The following is a 21,710-nucleotide window of genomic DNA, read 5'->3' as shown; positions in this document are numbered from 1 at the left end:
TGCCGTGACCGCACGGTCATCCCCCTAAACGGAAGGAGAAAACATGGGCGCATCCACCGAAGCCGCACCGTCTGAAGATCCGGCGTTCGCAGTCGGGGATGACATCGGCGATGGCTTTAAGGTCGTCGCGGTCGTTGAGGCTGTGGGAGCGCGCGGGCCGATGTGCTGGTGCGCCGACTGGCAATGGAAGCCGCACGCCCGAGCCGAGTACGGCACGATCCGGCCGGGAACGGAGATCGTCTACGCCGCGCGTGCAACAGACCCGTTCACGGTTGTGGCCTTCCATCCATGGTGCGTAGAGGACCACAGGAGCTTCAACGATCCGATCGTGCGGGCACCGTGGGGCGTTGTGGTCACCGGATACCGGACTTTCTCCCAGGCCTACTACTGGGACAACACCAGGGCCGGAACTCGTAAATGGGTGGACGACCGCCCCGGCGTCACCGTGCAAGCGTGGCTGCGGTGTTTCACCAACGACCGTCGTCGTCAAAACGATCCCGACTATCTGTACGTGGAAGACCCGGCTAACCCGCTGTGCGAAACGACGAACAACGCGGGCATCCCGTGCATGGAACCTGCCACGTTCCGGCTGGAGTTCACGACGGGCTTGGTCGCGAACGTTTGCTTGGGATGCCACACCTCGATATCGGCCGCCGTGAGCGGAACCCTTTACACCGAAGCGTTCATCCAACGCGCCTCCCAGAAGGAAGCCTGATGGAACAGCCCGGACACACAACTGACGAACTACTGGCTCGCCTGCGTGGCCTGCTCGCCGAACTCGACGCGCCGAACCGCTCGCGCAGCGCGCTCCGCGGTTCGTTTGAAGCCTTGGACGCAGCACTCGCGTCGGGCGCACCGATCCCGCACGCCTGGCGGTGCGCCGCAGGCGACGTCGTGCGGCACACGGCACCGGCACCCCCGCCTCCGGCGGTGAGAGTCGAGCCGAAGACGGAAATCGGGCCGCTGGTCGTCGTGACGACGGGCAACCCGCACGACCGCGAAGTCTTCGACTGCTGGTACTGCGACGGGGTATTCCCGGACAACAGCGTCGCAATCATCGCCCGCTACCCCAATGAAACCGTCGAAGAAGCTCCGTACGCATTGCACTCGACGTGCGCGGAACGAGTCCTCGACAGCGACCGGCCCATCGTCGTCACACTGCACCGGGACGGCACCGCATCAGTGACCGGCCCCACCGGCACTGCGGTGACCGTGGTCGTGGAAACCGCATGACCGACGAAGCGAGCGGCGCCCGGGACTTCTTGTTGCTGGCGAGCCTCAAGGTGTCCGGGAACCTCAGGCACTCGGACGGCCGCTGGGAATACCTCGGCCACCACTACCTGCGCGGCGAACGTACCCCGGCCTGGCTGCCAGCGAACTCGACCGCGGCGACCGGATACGACCGGCTCCTGAGCGACGGCCTGATCGCCCTCTGTCCTGAGGGCAACGCCCAGTTCGTCGACTGGCCGAACTGATAACGACGCCCGTGCGAGGCATGGTGCCAGGCGTTTCATACAACGCCTGGACGCCACGGTCGCGCGGCCGGTCCTAATCAATGCCTAGAGAAAACGAGGAGGGCTCAGTCATGCCCGAAAACCCGCACGGTTCAGTGCCCAACGAGGTATGCCGAACTTGCTTCGTGCCCCTGAACCGCTGGAAGCCGATGGGAGCGCCCGACTCTTCGGCGGAATGGCGACACCCCCGTCCGCCTGCTGACGGGCACGCGCCGGACCCGATGCCTCGCGCCGACGCGCCATACGTCGTGATGGTATGTGACTTCTGTTCAGGCGACGGAGCCCGCTGGGCGTACGCGACCGGTCGAGAGGTCACGAACACGTTGGCCGTCGCCGAATGGAGCGGTCGAGTGGTTGAGCACAAATTTGCTAAGCGCTGGAGTGTCCCGAAACCGGTCCTCGAAGGAACGATCGACCTGGCAGCCCAGGTCTTCAGCGACCGGTGGACGGCCTGTGATCCGTGTTCCGATCTGATCGAGAAGCGGGATCTGGAGCGGCTCATCACCAGGGTGCGAAGACTCGACGAACAACGGCTCGGAAAGCCGCAAGGGCCGCGGTCGGCATACCGGGAGCACTTCGCGAAGTTCTGGAGCCTGGTCCGGGACCGCGAACCGATCGACGTGCGCCGCAGCTAGGCGGCTCGGACGCTCGCGCGGCTTCGCTCGCGGCCGATCCTGCGGGGTCGGCCGCGTGTCGTGGCTACACGGGCGACACGAAGCGGTGACATCGGCGAAAGCCGTAACGTTTGGTCGGCACCGGTGCCGACCACGGTAAGGAGAAACATGGAGATCAAATACCCCGACAAGGACTACCCCGGACTGTCCCGCGACGAGGTCGTGAAGTGTGCCACGGAGATCGAATGGAGAAAGCTGATGCTCCGGGAGGCCCGCCTTCAGACTCTGCTGCTGGAGCAGCTCGTGAGCGCGGTCGGCGGCAACGGCGAGAAGCTGGAGCAGGTCCGCGAGCATCTCGCACACTGGGAGGTCCAGTGACAGCGGCCGGGCAGCCCGGAAGCCACCACCCCGCCGGCTGAGGGACCTCCCAGCCCTGGCACACCCGCCCTCGACGGGCGAGAGAAGGAGAAAGACGGTTGGCAAGCAAGGCAGTACGCATCAACGAGGGCATCCTGGCCTGGCTCACGGAGAGCGAAGCGGGCGTCGCGGCACAGGATTCGTACCGGGAGGGCGAGGACCCCGCGGCGACGCTGTACCGGCATCTGAACGCGCTCAAGCGGCAGAGTGACGGGTCCGTGCTCGCGGCTGGGCTCACGTCCGACGAATTGGAGACGCTGCGCGACGCGGCCGACCGGATCATGAACCCGTCGGATGTGCGTGAGGGCGAGACGCCGCCGTCGCGCGGGCTGCGGAACTCGGCACGGGTCCTCATGCGCCAGTGCGCCCAGGCGATCGCGGCCGGGCCACCGCTGGTGTCCTCGATCAACCCCGAAGAACAGGGGCCGCTCGTCGTCGAGATCGAGCAGGATCCCCTGGTCGCCCTGCTGGCTGCGGCCGACAAGCAGGTCGAGCAGCTGAAATACGCATTGGCCCTGGCGGAGGAGCAGAAGCGGGAGATACGCCGTTTGAGGGACGAAAAGATCGCGCATCTTGCCGAGAACAACAAGCCGACGCAACTCGGGAAGAGGTTCAACCTGAAACCCCCGCAGGTCAGCCGCATAATTTCTGACCGCCGCGACGCGGAGCAGCAGGGGTGACCTGTCAACCTCCAGATGGGGTAGCCCGCACGGGAGACCGCGACAGGGCTGGGTGTATCACTCAGGGTAGTCGGCCGAACCACCGGAATGGCGCAGCCTGTTTCGGTAGAAATTTCCGAGATCAAGTTCTAACGTCGCGTTGCGAGTCGAGTTTCGACACAGGGCGACTTTCCGCGACTGGCGCGGGGGTCGGTGCGACGGGGGCGCGGGGCGATGACGCCCCTGCTTCTTGTTGCGCAGAAACAATATTCCGAAAGAAATGGAGAGTTCATGACGGCCGCAGTCGTGGAGACCGAGTACCCGAGCGCGGAGCGGATTCAGTTCATGGGCCAGGAGCTGAACAAGCGCATGGGACAGATGGGCCTGACCTACAAGAGGCTGGCCGACCGCTGGAACGTCAGCATCAACACGGCGCGGAACACCGTGTACTGGCCTGTGGACGGGGTGAACCCCCCGAAAAGGCTCCCGGCGCTGGAAACTGCGCTGAAGCTCCCGAAAGGCAGCCTGCTCGACCAGTACTTCGCCGAAGACGTCGACCCGGCGTACTGGGAGAACGCCGCCGACGAACCGAGGCCGAAGCCGAATGCGAAGAAGCCGACGGCGCAGCGGTCGGCGACGAAGATGTACGCGAAGACCACCTCGCCGCTTGCCGTTTCCTCGCCGCGCACGTCGAAGGACACGCCGGCCTTTTCGCTGCCTCCCGTGTCCGCGAGGCCCGCGGACGGCGGCCTGCTGAAGCAGCGCGTCGCCCAGTTGGAGCGCGTTGTCGAAGCGCTGGTCGAGCAGCTGGCCGAGCTGTCCGGAGCCGACCCGGGGAAACTCCTCCGGGACCGCGGCATCGAGGTGTAGTCGACTGTGAAGAGAGCCGTGCTGTACCTCGCGGCGCTGGCCGTGCTCGGATGGTGTCTGGGAAGCGCGTTGCTGAAGACGGACACGGTGACGATGTCCGGCCATGTCTGGGCCTCGTGCGCGGAGCTGGCGAACCGTCCGGCACCGGCGGTGTCCGATGAGGACGGGACGGGGCTCGGCGGGTCGGCGAGCATGGACGTCACCACGACGCCAGGCGGATGCGTCGGGCGGTTCGTCGTCTCTGGTGTGCCGGAGAAAGAGCGGTACATAGTCGCGGTCGGGCGGATTTCCGCACCCGTGCCGCGCGGGTCGGTCGGCACGGTGGAACTGTCCGGCCGGTGACTCAGCCGGGCTCTTCGCCCGGCAGCACTGACCACGTGGGACGCGGCGGGCGGAAACCAAGCTCGAACTGGCCTCCCGCCGCTCCGTGGTCGGCCTCGGTGCCCTCGTCGGGCTCCGCACGGCACCACGCGACCGAAATCAGTTCAATCCCCAGGACGGCGATCGTCAGTCTCATGTCGACGCCGCACCCGCTTTCTCAGCGCAGGAACGGAGAATCATGACTAACTCGGCGAACGACAAGGACGAGTACCTGGCCAGCATCCCGTTCGAGTGGCTTTTCTGCCGGGGCTGGGGGCACGACGTCGACAAGCCTTCAGTGCGCCGCCGAAAGCTGCGCACCGGCGGTTTCCTGGAGCGGCTCAGGGGCCATGCTCGGGCTACCCACTGCGTGAAGTTCCATTGCCACAACGGGTGCGGATACTACGTGCGCCAATTGTTCTACGTGAGCCCGAGGCTGAAGAAGTTCGAGGAACTTGACCCGGAGGTGCGCTACGACAACCCCGACTACAACGTTCGAGGGTTCCGGGTGACGCGCGCAGAAGCTCGTGAATTCCTGCTGCGGCACGAGCTTGACCGGGTGACGACCACGCTGTCCGAGGCCGGGCGGTCCCGCGAACTCTCGGCGGTGGGCTGAGCAGAAAGAGGCTTTCTGCCGACCGGCGCGGGGGCGTCGGCGCAGCACCTCGGGGGAGACTGAACAGGGAGCGTCCTGGGCGATTTTGCGCAGGGGGTGTCTGGGCGAAACGGTACCATCGTGCACACGCCCGCGCATTGCCCGGCTCCCGATTTCCTTTGCCACGGAAGCGGTTTCCGTCATTCTTCGTCGCAATGCGACGCATTTCATTTTGCTATCGGAGGCCGTCCATGCCTGGCCGTGTCCAGGACCCGCTTCACAAGACCAAAGCCCGCCTGAGATGGCTGGAGGCGATCGCGCGACGGGAGTACTTCACGGTTCTCTCGGAGGTGAACGGCCGTCGCCGGTGGATGCCCGCGGGCGTCGGCGTCGCCGCCGACACCTGGCTGACGCTGCCGGAAGTCGCGCCGCTGTGGACGTCGGAACGCACTGTCCTGCCCGAACGCGAGCGGCTCTACCGCATGACGCTGACGTCGGCGGGCGAGAGCCTCCTTTCCCAGTGGCGGGACATGAAACCCGCCGGGTGACGCGCCGCACCCGGCTGCCCGGGTGGCACCCGGTCCCGTAGGGGGCGACCGGGTGCCACCCCTCACACCGAACGGAGCGACACCATGAATCTGGAGGATGCGGCCGAGCGGAAGGCCGGCGCGACCGGCGACCGCCGGCCGACAATGCTGTGCCATTCAGCGCGGGCACTGCCGTTGCTTCCGAGCAACGCTCGTACGTGCGCGGAGTGCGGGACAGGGATCTGGGTGAGCATGAGCATGACGCCGCGCGTGGACCGCGGCGAGATCCGCCCCTTGTGTCCGCTGTGCATGAGGCGGGTGATGGATTCCGCGTCGGACATGGAGTTCGAGATCCCCTCGGAGCAGGCTTCCGAGCTGGCCGCCGTTGGCGCGTTGGGGGCCGCTGATCAGCTCGTCGCCGCGCTGAACGCCAAATATCGCACCGGTCCGCGGTTCTACTGCCCGAAGTGCGGGCGGGTGTCGTCGCATCCGAAGGACGTCGCGGAGGGATACTGCTGGCACTGCCACGATTGGACGGGCCGGCGCGGGGAAGGGCGGGAGGGCTTCAATGGCTGAGCTGGTGACCCGCCGCGAGTGGCTGCGGCGCTGGTGCACGGCAGCGGGGTTGCCCCAGTCGCTCGCCGAAGCCGCTTACGCCCAGGCTGACGACGACGGGCATTGGTCGGGCTACTGGGACGAGCTGGTGGACGCGGACAGCGGGCATCGCCCTGCGGGTCTGCTGCGGTGGGTGCGGCGCAACGAGGACAAGCCGCATCGCTGCCCGGAGTGCCATCGGGTGGTGACGTGGGATCGGGAGGCGTACGGGCCGCGCACCCGGCTCAGGTGCGTGCGGTGCGGCGTTCAGTGGCGGGCGGGCCGCCGGGTCTACCCGTGGCCTTTGCGCGCCCTGCGGCGGCGCTGAGCGGTCTCGAACGCGCGGAGGTCGGCGACCCGGTACCGGGGGCCGTCCGGCGTCGGGGTGACAGGCAGTCCTTTCTCGCGCCAGGCGTAGATGGTCCGCCGGGCGACGCGCATCTCCTCGGCCGCCAGGTCGGCCGTGAGCAGGTCCATGGGCTCGTGGATGCTCGCGGCCGGAAGGACCCACGCCTGCCCGACGGCGGCCATCTGAGCGTCCATGCGGGAGCATTCCTCGGGAGCTTCCTTCGCCAGGGCTTGGCGGTATGCCTGCGCGACCCTGCGGGAGCGGTCCAGGACGGTGTCAGCGGGCCATGGCCACGCTTCGGGCTCGCGCGCGGTCACGCGACGTTCATCCGGCGGTCGGTGAGTGCGAGGCAGAGCGTTTCGTACTCGCTCCAGGTGTAGCGGCGGGCGCAGTCGCGGCACTCGATGAGTTCCGACCCGTCCTCGCGTTCGAGCGCCATGGCCTCGCACCGGGGACACGGGACGGGCAGCTTGTGCACCAGCCGCGTCTGTCCCAAGTAGACGCGCGCCTTGTACCGCAGGCGCAGCATCTCCAGCGCGCCGTCCAGGCCGTCGCGGGTGACCTGGACACGGCGGCCGTACTCCCAGCGCACGTGCTTTTCCTCGCGCAGCGCCAAGAACGCCGATTGGGCGCCGACGAGGAGCTTGCAGGAGCGGTCCAGATACCAGCCGGGCCGGACGCGGCCGACGAGCCGCCATTCGACGTTGAGGACGGCGGCGACGCTGCCCGCCCACAGCCCGGTCTCCGTGACCATCTCCCGCTGAAGCGCTTCGACGTGCGGGCGCAGGGGGATCGGCAGTTCCCGCGTCATGCGCACGGGCTCCCCGCCGACGGTCGACCCCTTCCCCAGGATGAGGTTGAGCGCGGCGTAGTCGGCGGGGAGTTCGGCGATGGCGCGCTCCACCTGACGGGCGCAGGTGTCGCACAGTCCGCTGGCCGGATTGATGTGCTTCCCGACCCTGCGGCCATCGGCTTTTTCGTGGTCGGCGCAGAATTCGCCGCGGTAGCATCGATGCTCCATTTCGCCCTTCCCCGGTTGTCGCGTAACGTCGGCACCGGACGGACGTCTATGGCTGCGTTCCTGTCGAGAGGCCCCCGGCTACCACGGGGGCCTCTTCTATTTTCGGCTAGTTCGCATCGTCGTCAGTCGCATTCGATCGCACCCAGCACAGAATGGTCACGGTGAATCCGAGCACCATCCACATCACCTGATGGTCGAGTGTCCAGAGGAACAACCCGATCATGGCTGCGGCGAAGCCGATCGGCAAGGCGCATCCCTTCACGCCGATTCCGCGTATGTGGGGGTGCCGTATCCGGCGCGGAGGAGCAGCGGCACCAGGTGCTGGAGCTGGAGCCGGACGGGAATGACGACCGAGCTGCGGCGCAGCGGGCTGCCGAGGTCGCGGGTGGCGAGCTGCCCGAGGTCGCCGATGGGCAGGTACGCCCACCAGCGGGCAGGGTCGGCTTTGCCGGGGCGGCGGTGCACGAGGATGCCGTAGTCGGCTCCGGCCGCCACTGCCTGTGTCTCGGTGTCCACGAGTGCCGCTTCGATGTCCGCGTCGCTCATGTCGGCCAAAGCCTTGCACTGCCACACCAGGCCCGGGGTGCCCCGGATGTCGCCGAAGTCCGCGGATTCGCGGTCGGAGGTTTTCCATCCGGTGACGACCGCGCGTTCGGCGCTCGGCCACCAGATGCGCAGGAATCTGGCCAGGTCGCGTTCGGCTTGCGCGCCTTTGTTCCGGCTGGCTTTGCCGATCTCAGCTGCTGTTCGTGTCGGCATCGCTTGCCTCCTTCGCGTCTTCCAGCACCCTGACGACGGCGTGCGCCCACCTGTCGCGGGCGAGGTTGCTGTCCCTGAGCGCGTCGCCGATTCCGTGGAGCGCGCGGGTTGCGGCGACCACACCGGTGTTCAGGCTCCGCAGGTGCTCCGCGATTGCCTCGGTGTGCCGCTCGATGTCGGCGAGTGCGCGGGCTTCCGCGCCGCCGGGAGTTGTCTTTGTCATCGACTGTCCTATTTAGAACGGCGGATCGCCGGCTGGGGTCGTCCAGGCGTCGTCCTGCGCGCCCGAGCGCGCGGCTTTCTGCACTTTCACCGTGGCGTAGCGCAACGACGGCCCGATCTCGTTGACGGTCATCTCCACGACCGTGCGCTTGTCCCCGTCCTTCTCGTACGACCGTTGGCGGAGCGTGCCGCGCGCCACGACGCGCGAGCCCCGGACGAGGCTCTCGGCCAGGTTCTCGGCTTGCTGGTTCCAGACCGCGCAGCGCAGGAACAGCGGCTCGCCGTCCTTCCACGTGCCGGATTGGCGGTCGAGGGTGCGCGGGGTGGAGGCGATGGTGAAGTTCGCGACGGCGGAGCCGGAGGGCGTGAACCTCAGTTCCGGCTCCGCGGTCAGGTTCCCCACGACGGTGATTTCCGTTTCGCCCGCCACTTAGTTGTCCTTGGCGGCGCGGGCGGCGGCGACCTTGGCACGGAACTCCGGGTCGTCGGCCATCTCCCGGAAGGTCTCGCGGACGCTCTTGGCGACGGTCAATCCGATGCTGACCCCCATCAGCACCGCGTTGAGGAGCCTCACGATGTCGGTGGCCTGCTGGATTTTCTTCATTGCTGTCCTTCCTGGTCGGCGCGGGCCAGCTCGACCCGCGAGGGATGGAGATCGCGGATCTCCACGTACTGGCCGCGCCGGTGCCCGCGCGCGAGCTGGCGCGTGCACCGGCGGCCGGCTGCGGCGTGGCAGTACGGGCACGCGTATCCGAGCGCCGCCGCGTCCTGCGGGGACGCGCGCCGGGCGACCCAGCCGAGCCGCGCGGCGAGGTCGCGGATGACGGCGCGAACGCGGTCCGGGTTTGCCGGGGTGATCGGCGAGACGGGGAGCTGGGCGCGCGTCGGCGGCTGGCTCCGCGTCGTGCGGATCGCCGCCGTGACGTGGCCGGGCATCAACCATTCCGTCGAGCTGGCGTAGTGGTTCAGGATCGCTTCGCGCGCTTCCGGGAACGTCCAGCGCGCTCGTCGTGCGGCCTCGTGCCAGGCCATGACGGTGGCGGAACCGGGCTTGCGGTTGTCGTAGCTCATGGCGATCGCCAAGAGCTGGCGTATTTCGTCCTCAGTGGTCACTTGCGGGGTCATCTGGTTTCTCCCGGGGGAAGCAGTCCCCCTGGCGGTTGCGGCGGTCCTGGGCCGCCGGAGCCGCGCAGGAACTCGACAATGCGGGCGTCGGCGTCGGCGCGAGGGCGCGGCGGAGACGGGTCGTCTTCCCAGCACCCCTGGTTGAGCCAGGTCGCCGGGTGCTTCGTGTACTGCGGGTTTTCGCCTGCGCGTTCCTCGGCGTAGCGCTTCGCGCCCGCGATCATCGCGTCGGGTTCGCCGCCGCTGCGGAGGGCGCGCTGCCAGGCCGATTCCGCCGCCTTCCGGCCGACGTGCTTGGGGTAGGCCGCGTAGAACTCCTGGAACGCCGGATCTCCCCGGCTCGTCTTCGGCTCGGCTCTGCGCCGCGTCGGCGGCGAAGAGGAGAGTTCTCCGTCAGGAGAACTCTCGGGTACGGGATCGGGGTTGCGAACGTGCGGCGAACGTGCGGCGAACGTTCGCGAGGTGTTCGCGGGTGGTTCGCGCGAACCATTCTCGTCGTGACCGGCAATTATCGAAGACGCTCGTCGTTGTGCGCGCAGGTTTCGCATCCGCTCGCGAGCGGCTTTCCGCTTGCGTTGTGCGTCGTCGCTGTTCGGGTTGTAGTCGGCCCAGTCGTGGAACAGGAATCCGCCACGGGTTCGCCTCCACAGTCCTACGGCCGCCAGCTTTTCGGCGTACGCCGGTCCGTCCGCATCCAGCCGCGGCAGCACGTAATCTGGCACGAATCCGTCAGTGAGATTCGCGCTCGACCACGAGCCCGCGAGTGTCCAAAGACCGATCGCCGCTGCGCCTGCCGCCAGCGCTTTCGGGTGGGAGTTGAACCCGTCGTCAACCTTGAACCACACCACCGGTCGTCCTCATCCCTTTCGTAACTGCCGGTCGCGTGCCGTGCGTGAGTCAGGCGGCCATGAGCCTCCAGTCGGGAATCCGCCGTGTCTTGCGGCCCTTGTTGACCATGGAGACGATGACTTCGGCCATGGCGTCGCCGATGCGGCAGCTGCGGAGTTTTTTCAGCTGGCGGGCGTCGCCGATGACGCCGACCGGGCCGCCGTCGTGCTTGGCCAGTTCGACGGTGAGCTTGCGGAAGTCCAATCCCTCGCCGTAGGAGAGGATCACGAGCCCGATGCCCTCGATCAGCTCGGCGCGGACCGCGTCGGAGTTGTGGCCCCAGGCAGTGGTGAGGGCGTTGATCAGGGTGTCGCAGGCGGCGGCCTGGCCGCCGTCGAATCGTCCCGCGCCGTTGTAGATCTTTTCGAGTGCGTTGACCGCCAGGAAAAATCCGGTCCCGGACGCACCGGTGACCCGCCAGCCGTAATCCTCCAACATGGAGTTCAGGAGAACTGCGGTCTCATCGCCCTCGATGACCCGCACGCGGAATTTCACGACGGGTCGCATCTGTCGCGTGTCGTTGTACAGGCGGAAAAGCTCTGCCTCTTCGCTGAGCGAGAGCCCGGAGAACACTTTGCAGTCCATCGTTTCGTCGCCGAGGCCGCGTTGCATCATGGCTGCGGCGCGGTGCTGCCCGTCCACGATGTGATGGGTGCCGTCGTCGCGGAGGGACACGATGATCGTGCCGAGAGCATTGCGGTTGAGGTTGTCGGCGATCTTGCGGACGCGGTTGGGGTCGAGGCTGCGCTGGACCTGCGGGTCGACGCCGAGGTGATCGGCGCGCAGCTGCTTCAGCACGGGCGGGTTCGGTTCGGTTTTCGGCGTGGGCATGGCTGCATGTCCTTTCAGTTGTCGACGGTGTCCTTGATGAGCCTGCGAATACGGGTGAGGGCTTGGATTCCTTTCGTCATGGACCGCACCCAGGCCGCGCGCTCGTCGGCGGTTGCCTGGGGGTCGACGGCTTCGATCTGCTTGAGCGCCACGTCGAATCCGGCCATGTCGACGGCGATGCGGTCGAGCGCATCGGCGGAGATGACGCGGGCGTCTGTCGGCCGGGGGCGGCGCTTGGCGGTGACCGCGGGCGGCGCGGGCGTTTCGACCGGCGGCGTCTTGGTCGGCACGGCTTGGCTCGGTGCGATGCCCCGGTCGATCCGCTGAACGAACGTTTCCTGTTCGTCCGCGTCGAGGTCGGCGACGCGGACCGCCGTGTACAGCGGAACCCGGCCCTCTTCGGTCATCTTGTTGAGGGCTTCGCTGCCTTTGGCCTGGACCCGGCGGGCGCGCTGGACGGCGACTTGGGAGACCTGGAGCAGGTCGGCCGCGTCCCGCCGGGTCGGGGACGCCTCGGTAATGGAGTCATATGACGCCTTTTCCGAGGGCCGACCCGGCAGGCGGGCGGCGAGCCTGCCCGCGACCATGGCGCGCTGGGTGTCGGTGAGGTGCCGCCGGTGGAGGTTCGCCGAGATCACGTAGCGCCACGGGTCGCCCTTGTAGGTGGCGTAGCGGGGTTCCACCCCCGCTTCCGCGCACGCGAGGTACCTGTTGCGGCCGTCGATCAGCGCGCCGTCCTGATCGGTCGTCAGCGATTCGAGGAGGCCGTTTTCCTTGATGTCCTGCACGAGTTCGGCGAACCGGTCCGGGGCCATCATGGGGAAGATCTCCGCGGCCGGGTGGATCTTCACGTGGTCCGGCAGGGAACCCGGCATCGTGGCCGTCATGCTGCGCCCCTTTCGTAGATGCGTTCCGCTTTCAGCGCCCCGTAGACCAGGTCCGGCAGCTCGACCGGGCTGGCGGTGCCGTCGTCGTGGAGCCACACGTAGATCCGGCCGTGCTCGGTGGTGAGCCACGCCGGCATCTCCGCGGGATTGCGCGGCTGGCGGACGCTCCATCCGTTGGCGTAGGCCGTTTCCGGGTGCTGGTGGATGAGCCCGTGGCAGCCGTCGGTGTTGCCGTGGCCGCAGACGTGCAGGAGGTTGGACAGATCCCACGTGCCGCCCTGGGAACGGTTCTTGCGGTGCTGCGCCTCGCGGGCGGGGCGCAGCCCGCACACCTCGCACCGGCCCCCGGAGCGCGCCAGGAGCTTCTTGCGCGCGAGGCCCGCCTTCATTCGCAGGCGGCCTCGATGTCCGCCGCGCTGTCGACCAGCTTCCTCAGATGGCCCCTCATCTGGTCGTCCAGGACGGCGTGCGCGCGTCGCGCCGTGCCCACGACGTTGAGGGCTTCCGCCCGAACTTTTGCGGTCTCGGCCTTCGCCGCTTCGAGCCGGACCCTGAGAGCTACGTTGTCTTTGTTGGCGCTCTTGAGCTTTTCGGCGAGCGCCTCGGCTTCGCGGCGCGCTGCGAGGGCTCCCTGATGATCCTCCATGATCTGTTCGGCGATAGCGGGGTTCATCGCGGTGAAGATCGGTACTTCGTCGAAGGAGCCGTGCACTCGTGCATAGCCGTGGATGCTGTAAGTCGTTCCGAGACGCCAGTCCCGAGTGTCAGACATGATTTTTTCCTTGTCTTGTCTAGAGTTCTGCGCGGCCTTCGGCATGCATCCGGTCGACTTCCCGGGCGCTCGTGACCAGGGTCCGACCGTTGGCGTTCTGCTCGCGCAACTGCTTCAACTGTTCTTTGTGGGCGTCCGCTTTTGCTGCCGTGACAAGGCGTTCGAGGTAGAGGGCCGCGACTTCGCCGTCCGCTTCGGCGGTGGTTTCGGCGGTGGCGTGCGAGACGCGTTCGCCTTCCGCCTGGGTCCGGAGGATGGCTTTCGCCCTCGCGGCCTTGTGTGCCGCTTCGGCTTTCGCCGCCGCGATGGCCACGGGCTCGTACTCGGCAGCCTTGATCTGGTAGGCGCGGGACACGTTTCCGAGGCGTGCCAACGGTTCGGTCACGGTTCCTCCGGCGAGAGGATCACCAGCCCCCGGGGGCGATAGTGGTCTCGGCGGATGAACCCGAGGTCTTCCAAGGTCCGCAGGTGGTGGTGAACGGACGACACCGACCTCAGATGCACGCCGTCGGCGATCTCGCGGACGGTGGGCGGATAGCCGATGTCCTTGATGTGCGCGCGGATGAAATGCAGGACGGCTTCCTGGGTCTGAGTGAGGACGGTCATGCCGTTTCCTCCTCGCGGAGGCCGTGTTCCTTCAGGTCCGCGAGGTAGGCGGCCAGAATTTCGTCCCCGGCTCCCTGGATCTCTTCGCCCGTTCTGGCCGCGAAGTCGGCCATCACGGCGTGCAGGTCGAACCCCTGTTCCGTGGCGTGCTCGCGGATCTGGTCGAGCAGAGTCGTCGCCTTCGGCTCGCCGCGTTCGTAGCTGTCGTGGTCGGGATCGCGTTCGCTGGTCGGCAGGCACAGGGCCTGGATGAGCGCGGTCCGCATGGCCACGGACATGGCTTTGGCGGTGCCTTTGTCTCCGACGTCGAGGGACTCTCCGGGGGCCTGGATGTCGAGGTGGTCCCCGCCGGGGCCGTAGACGCGGTACGTCACCAGGACCGTGCATTCGCGCATCGGTTTACCGTGGGCGGACGTGATGTCCCGGTACCGCACTTCGACGCAGTGGGGGACGATCGCGACACCGCAATCGCGCAGCGCGGGGCCGACCGCGTTCATGACCGCGTCGATGCCGCGAAAGTTGAAACGCTGCTGGTCGTTCCAGTCTCCCTTGGAGACGGAGCGGACCTGGGCCATGACCTCGGCGAGCGCCTGGACGACCGTGATGTGCTGCTCTGTCGTGTCGGCGGCGGTCATTCGGCACCGTCCAGAAGGGACGGGCCGGCGATCTCGTGCCACCGTTCGGCGATGATCTCGGTCGAGCCGCGCTCGGCGCGGTAGGAGATGTGCGGGTTTCCCTCGGTGAAGCCGATCCCCGGCACGATCTCGCCGGTTGCGGGGTCGACGGCTTCACCGTGCCGTTTGGCGGATTCCAGGATCTTGTGCTGGAACGCCGGGCGGACGTCGCGGAAGGTCTCGTCGGGGTGGTTCTTCTCCACCCAGGCAAGGAACTCCGCTCCGTCCTGGACGCAGGGGTTCGTCCGGCCGCGGACCTTGGTGAGCTTGCCCAGGGTCGTGCCGTCGTCCAGGGTGGCCGCTTTGCTGTCCCCGGTGTCGAGGACTGCTAGGAACTCTTCGCGGATCTCCGTTTCCAGGTCGTTGATGCGTGCTTTGAGAACCCTCAGGACGGCGTACTTGACCGCGAGCGCTCGGGTTGATTCCTGTAGCTGCGTTGGTGATCCCTGCCTGCTGGTCGAGATGGGCCGGTATGCACCGGCAATCGGTAGGGGTGGCGTTGACGCCCAGGTTCCACGCCTGGGCGGGGAATCCGCAGACGCTGCATGGGATTCCGTAGGCCGGGTAGAGCGTCACTCGTCCGTCGCGAAAGGAAGCGAGACCTCGCCGGTCCGGTTTTCTCGCTGCTGTTCGAGCAACTCGCGCGCGGTTGCCCATCCGTTCGAGCCTTGCGGGCAGGCTTCGATGTCGTCGATGGAAACGGTCAGCGCGACCCGGCCACTGGAGTGGGCAACGGTTTTGCTCAGGGACACGGCCGCCACGATCATGTGGCCGTCGTGATATCCATCGAGGATCGCGTCCGTGAGTGCGGCGAGTCCGTTGTGGCTGGTGCCCGGCAGGGTGCCGGACAGGGTGATCGTGGCCATCGTGCTTCTTTCGTGTTCTTGCGCGAGAGTGGAGGCGGGACGCGGGTGTCGGGGTGTCCGCGCCCCGCCTCCGGTCTTATGAGCCGACTGTCACCATGGCGGCGGCGTGCGCGGCCGGGACGGACACAGCCGGGCGGAGGCTCTTGCCCGGGACGTGCTCGATGTCGATGCCCCAGTCGCGGAGGATGCGGTGCGCCTCCACGATGTTGAGCTGAGTCCAGGCGATCATCGGCTCTCCGCACGCGATGTACACAGTGGACACGCGAATGAAAGCCGTGCGCTCCAGGAACTCGACGTGCGTCCCGAACCTATCTGCGATCCGCACCACGTCGTCCAGCCGCGCGTGATGCAGGCGGATGCCGATCCCTTCTCCGGGGCGGATTTCCGCGCTGATCGGGTCCGGCAAGCCCGGAAAGTCGATGAAGAGCTGCCGGTACGCGGCGGCGCGCTCGGCCTGAAGCGTCATGCCGCCACGCGTTCCCGCGCCTGGGCAGCTTCAGGAACGGCGATGTCGATCCAGAGGTTGATCGCCTCGTGAGCCCGGCCCAGCAGCTTCCCCGTCATCGAGCGGTCGGCGCATCCGCTGACGTATGTCACACCCGCGCACTCCGGGACGTCGCCGGTCGGAGCCGCGAAGTGCTTGGCCGCCTTCTCGTACAACGCCTCCGCAACCGTTGCGAAGTCGTCCAGGGTCGCAAACGGCTGGAAACCGCCGTTGTGCGGCTGACTCCACGCAGGCTTCGGCGTGACGAGCGAGGGCAACCGGCGCACGGTCGCCCGGACGTCGTGCACGATTGACGCCGCGAGGCTCGTCATGGGCGCTGCCGCGAGCCGCACCGGCGGGCAGGACGGCATCGGCGGCGTGCGTCCCTCGGCGTGCGCCGTGGCAATCGTGATGGCGTCGCGCATGGTCCGGAGGTCCATCTCTTGGATGCCGTCGGACAGCGAGCGCTTGAGAAGTTCCGCAGTCCATGCCCACCCCTGGCGCATGTCGAGCTTCGGCGCGTCGACTGTCCTGTGGGCCAGGCGCAGCACCTTCACCGAGCACGGCGAGCAGAGGACTTTGACAAGTCCGGTGGTGTCCGGGTCGATTTCCATGGTGGTGTGCGTGCAGTAGCGGTCGTTGACGAATTGCACCATGCGGGCCAGCGGGAACGGGCTGCACGACGGGGTGTCCGAGATGGGATTGTCGCCGTTCTCCCAGGAGATGACATTCATGCCGCACGCGTAGGTACGGCTTCGGGGGTGACTGCCCACGGCGAGCCGGGGCGGGGTGCTGAATTCCGTGATGGGCATGGGTGGTGTCCCTTCTAGCGTCGTTTGTTGCGTGGCAACGGGTTGGCGTCGTACCAGGCGTGGGCGTCGTGCATCGCCGCGGCGTGAGCCTCGGTCTTGCGTCGGTGATGTCGCCGGATGGCGTCCCGATAGGACTCGGGCAGCGCGTACCAGCACGCGCGACACGCGAATCGATGTCGCGGTACCTGAGTCCCACACCCTCCGGGGCATGAATGGGTGCGGCTCACAGGCTTCTATTCCCGGACGGGCGCTTCCGGAGTGCTCGCGGGTTCCTCGTCCGGCGTCGGCGAGGCGTCGGGTTCCGCTTCCGGTCCGGAGTCGGGCTGCGGCGGCTCGTTGCTCTCGGGCACGTCGGGCTCCGCGGTCGCGCCCGGCCACCGCATATTGCGGAGCTGGGAGACTGCGCGGCGCTTGCGACGCAGAATCTCGTTGAATGTCGGCGTTTCCGGGTCCTTCTTGAGCGTCTCGGCCAGCGGCCGTTCGGTCACGCCGGACAGGTCGATCGCGGGGAATGCCGTTGCGGCAGTCATTTCATCCTCTCTCACAGGAACAGCAGAGCGCCGAGCGCAACCAGGTTCACGGCGAGAACCAGGGCCGCGGCGCAGAACATCAAGAGGGCGTACTGCCCGACCTCGGTGTAGCTCGCGTCGGCGACCTTCGTCCGGAGCTTGTCCAGGGTGCGCAGGCGACGACGCGCGGTCTGGCTGATCCGATTCCCCAACCTCACAGGTAGACCCGTTTCCGCTGGGGCTGCCGGGCGTGACGCGGGGAATAGTTCCGGAGGCCGAGGTTCTCGATCGGCCACGGGTCGGCACCGGGATGTTCCTGCGCCCACAGGAATTCCACGCATCGGCTGAGCGCTTCGCCGGGGAGCCTGCGGTGACGTCTCGGTCGCCTGAAACACTGGATCTGGGTCATCACAACGATTCCTTGTGGTGATCTAGTGCGGCCGGGCGACAGTGGTCGTCGTCCGGCCGTGCGGACTAATTCGCCCGGCGGGGACGGGGCGTCCTCTTGCGCGCGAGGACCGCGGCCTCTTTGCGCGCCCTCTCGATCTCGGCGTCGCGGAGCTTGATCAGCTCGGGAACGGGCACGTACGTGCGCTTGAGGAACCTGACCCTGGGAAGGTCTCCGACCTTCATCAGCCGGAAAACGGTGGCCCTGTTGACCTTCAGCACTGCCGCCGTCTCGGGGACGGTCATCAAATCCTCGAAAATCTCAGCGCTTCGCGCCTCAATCTTCGCGTCGTTCACGTCGGGGACGCCGGTGTCGTCGGCGGTTGCCAACACGTGGCCTCCTCTGCATTCGCGTTTGTCGGATTGCGTCAAGTCGCAAGTGGACGGTCGCTGTGGACCGCGCGTGCGCTGTGGCGGGAGTTCCGTCGCAACTTGCGCTTCGGGTGGTGCACGACCGACCTTGCCCCCGCGACACGCCGAAGCTCAAGGGTTTCGGAAAAAAATTCCGAAAGTGCGATATAGGGCGACAAATGCAGGTCAGAACGCGACTCTCGGAGTGCGCTCTGTGATCACTGGCTACACTCGATTGAGAGCTTTCGGCACGGGCGGCCACGGAGCGATGCTTGAGGGGACCGAGACGGCACGAGCTGCGAACTTGATCATCTTGGTGTACCTGTTTAGCGGTACCCGAGCACAGTCGGGGATGCTAGTGGACCCCGGCTCTCCGAGCGGGAGGGCGGCTGCACCCATGGACAGCATTTCGAGGAAGCCCGCAGTCGATGCGGAGCCCGCGCGCCGGGTGCCCGGCGAAGGTAACGGCCTCAAGCACGTGCGCGGCCTCTTCCAGTCCAGATACCCCGACCCCTTCCCGTGGCCCAAAGGGTTCCTGACGAAACTTGCGAATGAGCGCGGCGTTGAACCCGACGTGGTGCACCGCGTCTTCCGGACGAACCCGGGATGGACCACGATCCCGCGGGAAAAGGTGATAGAGGATCTGGCGAATGCGCTGGAGGTCCCCAACTGTCTGGTGGTCTTCGCGTTCATGGCTGACCTCTATCCGGCTACGTGCGATGAGGTCATGTACCGCACGCTGGAGCGCGTGGCCCAGATGCACCCGGCCCAACTCAAGGCGATGGGCGGCAGTGCACGACGCGCGACCCGTCCCGCGCCGCGACGCTGAGGCCGCGAAACATTTTCACTTGTGTGGTATTCAGGGTGGCGAGTGTCCATTTCGGAGGCTGCCCGGCGTCACCGCCGCAAATGCCGGACGGCTGCGGAACCTGCCTCATGCAGGCGGGTGGAGGAGGGCGCAGTGCCGTATCACCTGGAGATGGGAGGACGGGACCAGCAAGGCTGGCTGTACGCGACACAGGACTACACCGCGGACGGTGACCTCGTGGTGCTGCTCAAGCCGAACACCGCCCTCGACGAGGGAAAAATCGAGTTGTTGCGCGACATGTTCGGCCCCAGCGACATCTTCGAGGTAGGGAAGAAGCTCACCGAAGCTGACCTGAAAAGGCTCGCGGGCAGCTGCCCTGCTGCTGGAACGGGTTAACGGAGCGGCGGGGGGCCGCTGCCGAACCCTCCGGGAGAGGCCGGTACCCAGACCCCGTACCGGCCCCTCATGCGTCTAGCTCGCGGCGGCAAACACCGGCGGTGCGCCCTCCGTTCCGGTCACGGTCTGGAGCATGGCGACCATCGCGTTCCACTGCGCCGCGGACACGACGACGGAGCCATCGGCGAGGGCGGTCGGTGCCGCGGCCTCCGCCGCTGGCCGCCGCCGTGCCCGCTCGTTGTACAGGTCGATGATCTCGGCGTTGGCCGCGTCCTGGACCCGGGCGGCCCACTCGGCTTCCCGTTCCAGGCTCTTGCGGATGTACTTCATGGTCACGGCGGGCGACTTGTGCCGCATCCGCCGCATGATCACCTCCAGCGGGGCATCGGCCTCGGCGAGGTTCGTCGCGCACGCGTGGCGGAGATCGTGGAATTTCGCCCGCTCGCCGGCCAGCCCGACGAGATCCCAGACCTCGCGCATGATTTCGCCCGGGTCGATGGGCGAGAGGAGAGTCCCGTTGAGGTTCCGGAAGACGAAATCGTCCGGCCCATCGTCCGGCCGCCACTGCTGGAGGACTCGGAACGCCTCGACGCACCGAGGCGTGAGGGAGACCGTCTGCGTGATCTTCCCCTTGGGGTAGGACCGCAGCGTCTTGTCGGGCTCCATCACGTCCCGGACGGTGACCTGCGGAATTTTCGCGTCGAGGTCGATGCGCATCCAGCGGAGGCCCGCGACCTCGGCGGCCCGGAGTCCGCAGTCGTAGGCGAGCAGGACGGCCGCGTAGAACCAGAACGGGACGTAGTTGCTCAGGAGGCACAGCTCCTGGTCGGTGAGGATGCGGGGCTCCCGCCGCCGCTCGACTGAGACCGCGATTCCGTCGGTGCAGTCGTCTTCGATGTACCCCTTCACCTGGGCAAATCTCTGGATCTGCCGCATGTACACCACGCGGCCCTCGATCGTGGAGGACGACATGCCTCGCTCCTCCTCCTGGTCGAGGTACTCCAGGAACTTCTCCTGATTGACCTGCCGGATGTCGTACTTCGCGAACGCGCGCGAGAGGACGTTCACCGCGCTCTTGCGGGCATTGCGGGACTGGTAGGTGCCGCCGCGTTCTTTCGAGCCGCGCTTGCCGGGCTGCTTCTCCCGGTGGACAAGCCACTCTCGGGCGACTTCGGGGAACGGGTGGAGGAACCCCTTCCGGTCCTGCGGGTCGCCAAGCTCGTCGTAGACCTCTTCCATGCGGTGGTAGAGGGCGACCTGAGCGGCCTCGGCCACCCACTGCTCTTGGAAAACCTCGGTGCCGTCGTCCGGGTTCGTCGCCCAGACCTTCGCCTTGCGGTGGCAATCCCAGACATAGGCGCGCCAGCGGCCAGAGGGGAGCTTCTCAGCTTTGGCGAGCCGGGGCGTGGCGGAAGCGGTTTTCTTCTTCGTCGCGGTAGCGGTCGTCATCGTGCGGGCTGCCTTCTCGTGTGCGCACGCGCGGTGTCCCGGCTGGGGACGCTAGCCCGACGGCCGGAGGTGGATCAAGCCGACGTGGGAACAACGTCCCCTAGCGCCGATTCTCGCGAGTCGTTCAAGATCCGTTTCCGGGCCTCTGACCTGCGATTACGATTGATCCACTTCTGGTCGGTCGGGTGCTGCACGAGTAAGATGCCTTGACAACCACCCTCAGACCGCATTTTGGCTTCGTATCGGGGTGCGGGGGTGGGCTGGGTGCCTCGATAGCTGGGTGTGCTGGCTGCGGTTTCGCGGGTGGTCCGTGAGGGGAACCCTGGGGGAATCAGAGTCCCTCAGGGTTCCCCTCACGGACGGGTGGCGAATTTGTCCGTGGCTGCGATTAGGGCGTTTTCCATGTCCGGGACTGCTGTGGTGTGGCCTGCGCCGCCTACCAGGATTAGTTCTGCGTCCGGGATTGCGCGTTCCAGCAGCCAGGGGGTGCCTACGAGGCTGCTCAGGTCCAGGATTCCCTGTACCAGGACTGTGGGGATTCCGGCCAGTTTGCCCGCGTTGCGGAGGATTCCGCCGTCTTCCAGGAAGCAGCCTTGGGAGAAGTAGTGGGTTACCAGGCGGGTGAAGGCCAGTTTGAAGCGGGGCTCTTCGAATTTCGGGGACGGGGGCACGCCGGGGAGCATGGCGGATTCCCAGTCGCTCCAGGCCTGTGCGGCGGGCTCGTGGACTGCTGGGTCCGGGTTGGTGAGGAGGCGGTAGTAGGCCGCTGCCAGGTCGCCGTCTCGTTCGGTTTCCGGTACGCCGTCACGGAATCGCGCGTAAGCCTCGGGGAACATTCCGGCTAGGCCGCCGGTCAGCAGGTCGATCTCCAACTGGCGGTCGGTGGCCAGGCCCATCATGACGATTTCCGTCACTCGGTCGGGGTGGCGTTCCGCGTAGGCCAGGCCTAGTACGCAGCCCCACGAGCCGCCGAAGAGTTGCCAGCGTTCGATGCCCAGGTTTTCTCGTAGCAGTTCCAGGTCCGCGATCAGGTGGCTGGCGGTGTTCGCCTTCAGCGCTTCGACGGTATCGCCCGCGTGAGGGGTGCTGCGGCCGCAGCCGCGTTGGTCTACAAGGACTATTCGGTAGCGCGACGGGTCGAAGAATTGGCGCATGCCTTCGCCGCAGCCGGTTCCCGGGCCGCCGTGGAGGACGGCGACCGGTTTGCCGTCCGGGTTGCCGCAGGTTTCCCAGTACACGTGGTGGCCGTCGCCGACGTCCAGCAGGCCGCTGTCGTACGGTTCGATTTCCGGATAGCGCAAGAG

Annotated in this window: 40 protein-coding genes; 14 read left to right on the top strand and 26 right to left on the bottom strand. The window is 67.0% G+C overall.

Translation table 11 applies throughout. The features are described 5' to 3' along the window. Positions 1–43: 43 nt before the first annotated feature. From ABZX37_RS20380 to ABZX37_RS20345, 8 genes are all read left to right on the top strand, one after another. A complete protein-coding gene (locus ABZX37_RS20380) occupies positions 44–715 on the top strand; it encodes a hypothetical protein (RefSeq protein ID WP_354741619.1) in 672 nt (223 codons plus the stop codon). Further along, entirely contained in the window at positions 715–1,233 is a 519-nt protein-coding gene (locus ABZX37_RS20375) for a hypothetical protein (protein WP_354741617.1), read from the top strand. The genes ABZX37_RS20380 and ABZX37_RS20375 overlap by 1 nt, the downstream gene beginning before the upstream one ends. Beyond that, entirely contained in the window at positions 1,230–1,475 is a 246-nt protein-coding gene (locus ABZX37_RS20370; RefSeq protein ID WP_354741615.1) for a hypothetical protein, read from the top strand. The genes ABZX37_RS20375 and ABZX37_RS20370 overlap by 4 nt, the downstream gene beginning before the upstream one ends. A 389-nt stretch (positions 1,476–1,864) precedes the next feature. Further along, a complete protein-coding gene (locus ABZX37_RS20365; RefSeq protein WP_354741614.1) occupies positions 1,865–2,149 on the top strand; it encodes a hypothetical protein in 285 nt (94 codons plus the stop codon). Between the two features lie 147 nt (positions 2,150–2,296). Further along, positions 2,297–2,506, top strand: a complete 210-nt coding sequence (locus tag ABZX37_RS20360; protein ID WP_354741612.1) for a hypothetical protein — start codon at positions 2,297–2,299, stop codon at positions 2,504–2,506. 98 nt (positions 2,507–2,604) lie between these two features. Beyond that, the gene (locus ABZX37_RS20355) at positions 2,605–3,225 is read left to right on the top strand and encodes a hypothetical protein (RefSeq protein ID WP_354741610.1); all 621 of its coding nucleotides are present in this window, start codon (positions 2,605–2,607) and stop codon (positions 3,223–3,225) included. 270 nt (positions 3,226–3,495) lie between these two features. Then, the gene (locus ABZX37_RS20350) at positions 3,496–4,074 is read left to right on the top strand and encodes a hypothetical protein (RefSeq protein WP_354741608.1); all 579 of its coding nucleotides are present in this window, start codon (positions 3,496–3,498) and stop codon (positions 4,072–4,074) included. Positions 4,075–4,080: 6 nt separating this feature from the next. Continuing rightward, a complete protein-coding gene (locus ABZX37_RS20345) occupies positions 4,081–4,416 on the top strand; it encodes a hypothetical protein (protein ID WP_354741606.1) in 336 nt (111 codons plus the stop codon). A 1-nt stretch (position 4,417) separates the two neighbouring features. Here ABZX37_RS20345 and ABZX37_RS20340 read toward each other — a convergent pair whose 3' ends face one another. Beyond that, complete coding sequence (locus ABZX37_RS20340) at positions 4,418–4,591, bottom strand: hypothetical protein (RefSeq protein ID WP_354741605.1); 174 nt, start codon at positions 4,589–4,591, stop codon at positions 4,418–4,420. Between the two features lie 42 nt (positions 4,592–4,633). Between ABZX37_RS20340 and ABZX37_RS20335 the strand changes: the two genes are divergently transcribed. The 4 genes from ABZX37_RS20335 (at position 4,634) to ABZX37_RS20320 (ending at position 6,478) form a co-directional block, all read left to right on the top strand. Further along, positions 4,634–5,050: a hypothetical protein gene (locus tag ABZX37_RS20335; RefSeq protein ID WP_354741604.1), complete on the top strand. Its 417-nt coding sequence runs from the start codon at positions 4,634–4,636 to the stop codon at positions 5,048–5,050. 230 nt (positions 5,051–5,280) lie between these two features. Beyond that, positions 5,281–5,577, top strand: a complete 297-nt coding sequence (locus ABZX37_RS20330; RefSeq protein ID WP_354741603.1) for a hypothetical protein — start codon at positions 5,281–5,283, stop codon at positions 5,575–5,577. Between the two features lie 84 nt (positions 5,578–5,661). Further along, positions 5,662–6,132: a hypothetical protein gene (locus tag ABZX37_RS20325; protein WP_354741602.1), complete on the top strand. Its 471-nt coding sequence runs from the start codon at positions 5,662–5,664 to the stop codon at positions 6,130–6,132. After that, positions 6,125–6,478: a hypothetical protein gene (locus ABZX37_RS20320; RefSeq protein WP_354741600.1), complete on the top strand. Its 354-nt coding sequence runs from the start codon at positions 6,125–6,127 to the stop codon at positions 6,476–6,478. Before ABZX37_RS20325 ends, ABZX37_RS20320 begins: the two co-directional genes overlap by 8 nt. Here ABZX37_RS20320 and ABZX37_RS20315 read toward each other — a convergent pair. The 23 genes from ABZX37_RS20315 to ABZX37_RS20205 form a co-directional block, all read right to left on the bottom strand. Beyond that, on the bottom strand, positions 6,442–6,816 hold the full coding sequence (locus ABZX37_RS20315; RefSeq protein WP_354741598.1) for a hypothetical protein: 375 nt from the start codon (positions 6,814–6,816) through the stop codon (positions 6,442–6,444). The two genes, ABZX37_RS20320 and ABZX37_RS20315, sit on opposite strands and share 37 nt — an antisense overlap. Continuing rightward, complete coding sequence (locus tag ABZX37_RS20310) at positions 6,813–7,520, bottom strand: hypothetical protein (protein WP_354741596.1); 708 nt, start codon at positions 7,518–7,520, stop codon at positions 6,813–6,815. Before ABZX37_RS20310 ends, ABZX37_RS20315 begins: the two co-directional genes overlap by 4 nt. Before the next feature lie 106 nt (positions 7,521–7,626). After that, complete coding sequence (locus ABZX37_RS20305) at positions 7,627–7,767, bottom strand: hypothetical protein (RefSeq protein ID WP_354741594.1); 141 nt, start codon at positions 7,765–7,767, stop codon at positions 7,627–7,629. Positions 7,768–7,778: 11 nt separating this feature from the next. Next, a complete protein-coding gene (locus ABZX37_RS20300) occupies positions 7,779–8,279 on the bottom strand; it encodes a hypothetical protein (RefSeq protein ID WP_354741592.1) in 501 nt (166 codons plus the stop codon). Then, positions 8,257–8,502, bottom strand: coding sequence for a hypothetical protein (locus ABZX37_RS20295; RefSeq protein ID WP_354741590.1), 246 nt, complete (start codon positions 8,500–8,502; stop codon positions 8,257–8,259). The genes ABZX37_RS20300 and ABZX37_RS20295 overlap by 23 nt, the downstream gene beginning before the upstream one ends. Before the next feature lie 12 nt (positions 8,503–8,514). Continuing rightward, positions 8,515–8,931 (bottom strand): single-stranded DNA-binding protein, encoded by a 417-nt coding sequence (locus tag ABZX37_RS20290; protein ID WP_354741588.1) that lies wholly within the window; start codon positions 8,929–8,931, stop codon positions 8,515–8,517. Next, on the bottom strand, positions 8,932–9,105 hold the full coding sequence (locus ABZX37_RS20285; protein WP_354741586.1) for a hypothetical protein: 174 nt from the start codon (positions 9,103–9,105) through the stop codon (positions 8,932–8,934). Continuing rightward, the gene (locus tag ABZX37_RS20280) at positions 9,102–9,626 is read right to left on the bottom strand and encodes a hypothetical protein (protein ID WP_354741585.1); all 525 of its coding nucleotides are present in this window, start codon (positions 9,624–9,626) and stop codon (positions 9,102–9,104) included. Before ABZX37_RS20280 ends, ABZX37_RS20285 begins: the two co-directional genes overlap by 4 nt. Then, positions 9,623–10,471, bottom strand: coding sequence for a hypothetical protein (locus ABZX37_RS20275; RefSeq protein ID WP_354741583.1), 849 nt, complete (start codon positions 10,469–10,471; stop codon positions 9,623–9,625). Before ABZX37_RS20275 ends, ABZX37_RS20280 begins: the two co-directional genes overlap by 4 nt. Positions 10,472–10,523: 52 nt before the next feature. Beyond that, positions 10,524–11,345 carry a DUF6551 family protein gene (locus tag ABZX37_RS20270; RefSeq protein ID WP_354741581.1) on the bottom strand — a complete coding sequence of 274 codons (822 nt, stop codon included), beginning with the start codon at positions 11,343–11,345 and terminating at the stop codon, positions 10,524–10,526. Positions 11,346–11,359: 14 nt separating this feature from the next. Next, positions 11,360–12,232 carry a hypothetical protein gene (locus ABZX37_RS20265; RefSeq protein WP_354741580.1) on the bottom strand — a complete coding sequence of 291 codons (873 nt, stop codon included), beginning with the start codon at positions 12,230–12,232 and terminating at the stop codon, positions 11,360–11,362. After that, complete coding sequence (locus ABZX37_RS20260) at positions 12,229–12,621, bottom strand: HNH endonuclease signature motif containing protein (protein ID WP_354741578.1); 393 nt, start codon at positions 12,619–12,621, stop codon at positions 12,229–12,231. The genes ABZX37_RS20265 and ABZX37_RS20260 overlap by 4 nt, the downstream gene beginning before the upstream one ends. Further along, positions 12,618–13,004 (bottom strand): hypothetical protein, encoded by a 387-nt coding sequence (locus ABZX37_RS20255; protein ID WP_354741576.1) that lies wholly within the window; start codon positions 13,002–13,004, stop codon positions 12,618–12,620. The genes ABZX37_RS20260 and ABZX37_RS20255 overlap by 4 nt, the downstream gene beginning before the upstream one ends. A gap of 19 nt (positions 13,005–13,023) precedes the next feature. Beyond that, complete coding sequence (locus tag ABZX37_RS20250; protein ID WP_354741574.1) at positions 13,024–13,389, bottom strand: hypothetical protein; 366 nt, start codon at positions 13,387–13,389, stop codon at positions 13,024–13,026. Further along, a complete protein-coding gene (locus ABZX37_RS20245) occupies positions 13,386–13,610 on the bottom strand; it encodes a helix-turn-helix domain-containing protein (protein ID WP_354741572.1) in 225 nt (74 codons plus the stop codon). The genes ABZX37_RS20250 and ABZX37_RS20245 overlap by 4 nt, the downstream gene beginning before the upstream one ends. Further along, positions 13,607–14,245: an ERF family protein gene (locus ABZX37_RS20240; RefSeq protein ID WP_354741570.1), complete on the bottom strand. Its 639-nt coding sequence runs from the start codon at positions 14,243–14,245 to the stop codon at positions 13,607–13,609. Before ABZX37_RS20240 ends, ABZX37_RS20245 begins: the two co-directional genes overlap by 4 nt. Further along, positions 14,242–14,487 (bottom strand): hypothetical protein, encoded by a 246-nt coding sequence (locus ABZX37_RS20235; RefSeq protein WP_354741568.1) that lies wholly within the window; start codon positions 14,485–14,487, stop codon positions 14,242–14,244. The genes ABZX37_RS20240 and ABZX37_RS20235 overlap by 4 nt, the downstream gene beginning before the upstream one ends. A 369-nt stretch (positions 14,488–14,856) precedes the next feature. Then, positions 14,857–15,150, bottom strand: a complete 294-nt coding sequence (locus ABZX37_RS20230) for a hypothetical protein (RefSeq protein WP_354741566.1) — start codon at positions 15,148–15,150, stop codon at positions 14,857–14,859. A gap of 76 nt (positions 15,151–15,226) precedes the next feature. Beyond that, positions 15,227–15,616, bottom strand: a complete 390-nt coding sequence (locus tag ABZX37_RS20225; protein ID WP_354741564.1) for a hypothetical protein — start codon at positions 15,614–15,616, stop codon at positions 15,227–15,229. Beyond that, positions 15,613–16,446: a hypothetical protein gene (locus tag ABZX37_RS20220; protein ID WP_354741562.1), complete on the bottom strand. Its 834-nt coding sequence runs from the start codon at positions 16,444–16,446 to the stop codon at positions 15,613–15,615. Before ABZX37_RS20220 ends, ABZX37_RS20225 begins: the two co-directional genes overlap by 4 nt. A gap of 233 nt (positions 16,447–16,679) precedes the next feature. Continuing rightward, a complete protein-coding gene (locus ABZX37_RS20215; protein ID WP_354741560.1) occupies positions 16,680–16,976 on the bottom strand; it encodes a hypothetical protein in 297 nt (98 codons plus the stop codon). An 11-nt stretch (positions 16,977–16,987) separates the two neighbouring features. After that, a complete protein-coding gene (locus ABZX37_RS20210; protein WP_354741558.1) occupies positions 16,988–17,173 on the bottom strand; it encodes a hypothetical protein in 186 nt (61 codons plus the stop codon). A gap of 256 nt (positions 17,174–17,429) precedes the next feature. After that, positions 17,430–17,735, bottom strand: coding sequence for a helix-turn-helix domain-containing protein (locus ABZX37_RS20205; RefSeq protein ID WP_354741556.1), 306 nt, complete (start codon positions 17,733–17,735; stop codon positions 17,430–17,432). Between the two features lie 415 nt (positions 17,736–18,150). On the opposite strand from ABZX37_RS20205, the gene ABZX37_RS20200 reads away from it, so the two are divergent. Both ABZX37_RS20200 and ABZX37_RS20195 read left to right on the top strand, forming a co-directional pair. Beyond that, on the top strand, positions 18,151–18,582 hold the full coding sequence (locus ABZX37_RS20200; RefSeq protein WP_354741554.1) for a hypothetical protein: 432 nt from the start codon (positions 18,151–18,153) through the stop codon (positions 18,580–18,582). A 132-nt stretch (positions 18,583–18,714) separates the two neighbouring features. Next, positions 18,715–18,957 carry a hypothetical protein gene (locus ABZX37_RS20195; RefSeq protein WP_354741552.1) on the top strand — a complete coding sequence of 81 codons (243 nt, stop codon included), beginning with the start codon at positions 18,715–18,717 and terminating at the stop codon, positions 18,955–18,957. Positions 18,958–19,032: 75 nt separating this feature from the next. On the opposite strand, the gene ABZX37_RS20190 is transcribed toward ABZX37_RS20195, so the two are convergent. Together ABZX37_RS20190 and pip are read right to left on the bottom strand one after the other, a co-directional pair. Continuing rightward, positions 19,033–20,406 (bottom strand): site-specific integrase, encoded by a 1,374-nt coding sequence (locus tag ABZX37_RS20190; RefSeq protein ID WP_354741550.1) that lies wholly within the window; start codon positions 20,404–20,406, stop codon positions 19,033–19,035. 353 nt (positions 20,407–20,759) lie between these two features. Continuing rightward, positions 20,760–21,707, bottom strand: coding sequence for a prolyl aminopeptidase (pip, locus tag ABZX37_RS20185; protein WP_354741548.1), 948 nt, complete (start codon positions 21,705–21,707; stop codon positions 20,760–20,762). Positions 21,708–21,710 lie beyond the last annotated feature (3 nt).

The organism is Amycolatopsis sp. NPDC004079, assembly GCF_040610415.1.
Lineage (GTDB): Bacteria > Actinomycetota > Actinomycetes > Mycobacteriales > Pseudonocardiaceae > Amycolatopsis > Amycolatopsis halotolerans.
Note: the sequence above shows the minus strand (reverse complement) of the source record. Positions and strands in the feature narration are given on the sequence as shown.

Excerpts from the sequence above, each read along its gene's own strand:
- ABZX37_RS20380 (WP_354741619.1), top strand. The coding sequence starts at position 44 with ATGGGCGCATCCACCGAAGCCGCACCGTCTGAAGATCCGGCGTTCGCA.
- ABZX37_RS20375 (WP_354741617.1), top strand. The coding sequence starts at position 715 with ATGGAACAGCCCGGACACACAACTGACGAACTACTGGCTCGCCTGCGT.
- ABZX37_RS20370 (WP_354741615.1), top strand. The coding sequence starts at position 1,230 with ATGACCGACGAAGCGAGCGGCGCCCGGGACTTCTTGTTGCTGGCGAGC.
- ABZX37_RS20360 (WP_354741612.1), top strand. The coding sequence starts at position 2,297 with ATGGAGATCAAATACCCCGACAAGGACTACCCCGGACTGTCCCGCGAC.
- ABZX37_RS20350 (WP_354741608.1), top strand. The coding sequence starts at position 3,496 with ATGACGGCCGCAGTCGTGGAGACCGAGTACCCGAGCGCGGAGCGGATT.
- ABZX37_RS20340 (WP_354741605.1), bottom strand. The coding sequence starts at position 4,591 with ATGAGACTGACGATCGCCGTCCTGGGGATTGAACTGATTTCGGTCGCG.
- ABZX37_RS20335 (WP_354741604.1), top strand. The coding sequence starts at position 4,634 with ATGACTAACTCGGCGAACGACAAGGACGAGTACCTGGCCAGCATCCCG.
- ABZX37_RS20330 (WP_354741603.1), top strand. The coding sequence starts at position 5,281 with ATGCCTGGCCGTGTCCAGGACCCGCTTCACAAGACCAAAGCCCGCCTG.
- ABZX37_RS20325 (WP_354741602.1), top strand. The coding sequence starts at position 5,662 with ATGAATCTGGAGGATGCGGCCGAGCGGAAGGCCGGCGCGACCGGCGAC.
- ABZX37_RS20320 (WP_354741600.1), top strand. The coding sequence starts at position 6,125 with ATGGCTGAGCTGGTGACCCGCCGCGAGTGGCTGCGGCGCTGGTGCACG.
- ABZX37_RS20310 (WP_354741596.1), bottom strand. The coding sequence starts at position 7,520 with ATGGAGCATCGATGCTACCGCGGCGAATTCTGCGCCGACCACGAAAAA.
- ABZX37_RS20300 (WP_354741592.1), bottom strand. The coding sequence starts at position 8,279 with ATGCCGACACGAACAGCAGCTGAGATCGGCAAAGCCAGCCGGAACAAA.
- ABZX37_RS20295 (WP_354741590.1), bottom strand. The coding sequence starts at position 8,502 with ATGACAAAGACAACTCCCGGCGGCGCGGAAGCCCGCGCACTCGCCGAC.
- ABZX37_RS20285 (WP_354741586.1), bottom strand. The coding sequence starts at position 9,105 with ATGAAGAAAATCCAGCAGGCCACCGACATCGTGAGGCTCCTCAACGCG.
- ABZX37_RS20280 (WP_354741585.1), bottom strand. The coding sequence starts at position 9,626 with ATGACCCCGCAAGTGACCACTGAGGACGAAATACGCCAGCTCTTGGCG.
- ABZX37_RS20270 (WP_354741581.1), bottom strand. The coding sequence starts at position 11,345 with ATGCCCACGCCGAAAACCGAACCGAACCCGCCCGTGCTGAAGCAGCTG.
- ABZX37_RS20265 (WP_354741580.1), bottom strand. The coding sequence starts at position 12,232 with ATGACGGCCACGATGCCGGGTTCCCTGCCGGACCACGTGAAGATCCAC.
- ABZX37_RS20260 (WP_354741578.1), bottom strand. The coding sequence starts at position 12,621 with ATGAAGGCGGGCCTCGCGCGCAAGAAGCTCCTGGCGCGCTCCGGGGGC.
- ABZX37_RS20255 (WP_354741576.1), bottom strand. The coding sequence starts at position 13,004 with ATGTCTGACACTCGGGACTGGCGTCTCGGAACGACTTACAGCATCCAC.
- ABZX37_RS20245 (WP_354741572.1), bottom strand. The coding sequence starts at position 13,610 with ATGACCGTCCTCACTCAGACCCAGGAAGCCGTCCTGCATTTCATCCGC.
- ABZX37_RS20240 (WP_354741570.1), bottom strand. The coding sequence starts at position 14,245 with ATGACCGCCGCCGACACGACAGAGCAGCACATCACGGTCGTCCAGGCG.
- ABZX37_RS20230 (WP_354741566.1), bottom strand. The coding sequence starts at position 15,150 with ATGGCCACGATCACCCTGTCCGGCACCCTGCCGGGCACCAGCCACAAC.
- ABZX37_RS20225 (WP_354741564.1), bottom strand. The coding sequence starts at position 15,616 with ATGACGCTTCAGGCCGAGCGCGCCGCCGCGTACCGGCAGCTCTTCATC.
- ABZX37_RS20220 (WP_354741562.1), bottom strand. The coding sequence starts at position 16,446 with ATGCCCATCACGGAATTCAGCACCCCGCCCCGGCTCGCCGTGGGCAGT.
- ABZX37_RS20215 (WP_354741560.1), bottom strand. The coding sequence starts at position 16,976 with ATGACTGCCGCAACGGCATTCCCCGCGATCGACCTGTCCGGCGTGACC.
- ABZX37_RS20200 (WP_354741554.1), top strand. The coding sequence starts at position 18,151 with ATGGACAGCATTTCGAGGAAGCCCGCAGTCGATGCGGAGCCCGCGCGC.
- ABZX37_RS20190 (WP_354741550.1), bottom strand. The coding sequence starts at position 20,406 with ATGACGACCGCTACCGCGACGAAGAAGAAAACCGCTTCCGCCACGCCC.